The following is a 1203-nucleotide window of genomic DNA, read 5'->3' on the forward strand; positions in this document are numbered from 1 at the left end:
CGCGCTGAAGGCGTACACCCAGACGCGCTACGGCGTCGCGGACGCACTGTGGGTGCCGGAGACGATGGGCTGGGACGGCAACGCCCGCGGCACCGTCGGCAGCGACTTCGTCAACGACATCTACTCCACGGGCACCGAGGCCGCCTACAACATGTACCTGCAGTACCGGTACACGAACGACGCGGCCTACCTGCAGAACACCGTGTACCCGTACATGCGTGACGTGCTGCGCTTCTACCAGAACCGGTTCCAGCTGCAGAACAACGAGTGGGTCATGCCCAACTCGAACGCCCACGAGACGTACTGGGACGTGCGCAACGCGATCACCGACCTCGCGGCGGTGCGGCTGCTCGCCCCGATCGCGATCCAGGTCGCGACCCAGCTCGGCCTCGACAGCGGGCTGCGCACGCAGTGGCAGGACCTGCTCAACCGGCTCCACCCGTACCAGGTGCAGAACGGCGCCTGGCTGCCGCACGACCCGCCGGCGCCGGCCCAGCAGCGCAACGGCGAGAACGTGACGTCCGAGCTGATCTGGCCCTACGACCTGACCGGCATCGGCGCGGCCGACTACCAGACGGCGCTCAACAGCTGGAACACCCGGCCCAACCCGTACAGCAACGTGTGGGCCAACGACGCCGTGCAGGCCGCCCGCCTCGGGCTGGGTGACCAGGCGCTGTCCGGCATGAAGCTGATGCTGCAGCGGTACCAGAACTACCCCAACGGCATGACCAACAACACCAACGGCGTGTTCGAGTACCTCGGCGTGCACCTGGCGGCGATGAACGAGACGCTGATGCAGTCGTACAACGACAAGATCCGCGTGTTCCCGGCGGCACCGAACGACAGCAACTTCGTCGGCAAGTTCACGCTGCTGGCCAAGGACGGCTTCCTCGTCTCCTCCGAGCGGGAGGGCAACGAGACGAAGTACGTCGGCATCAGGTCGCAGTTCGGCAAGCAGGCGCGGGTCGTGAACCCGTGGGGCACCCAGGAGATCCGGGTGCGCCGGGCCTCCGACAACGCCATCATCACCACGTCGACGGCCGGCGAGGTCACCTTCGCCACGGCGGCGAACACGGTGTACGTCGTGGAGCGCACCGCGAAGCCGCTGACGTCCTACACCGCCACGACGCTCACCGGCACGGCCAACAATGGCGTGAAGTCGCTGTCGGGCACCGCGTCGACGCTCGGCACCGGCCCGGGCGG

The 1203-nt window shown here is 67.7% G+C and carries 1 pseudogene; it reads left to right on the top strand.

The features are described from left to right. Positions 1-1203 (top strand): annotated as a pseudogene (locus ABZS66_RS61775) (carbohydrate-binding protein); the annotation flags it as partial.

The sequence above is a fragment of the Dactylosporangium sp. NPDC005572 genome (assembly GCF_040605515.1).
In the GTDB taxonomy this organism is placed as follows: Bacteria; Actinomycetota; Actinomycetes; order Mycobacteriales; family Micromonosporaceae; genus Dactylosporangium.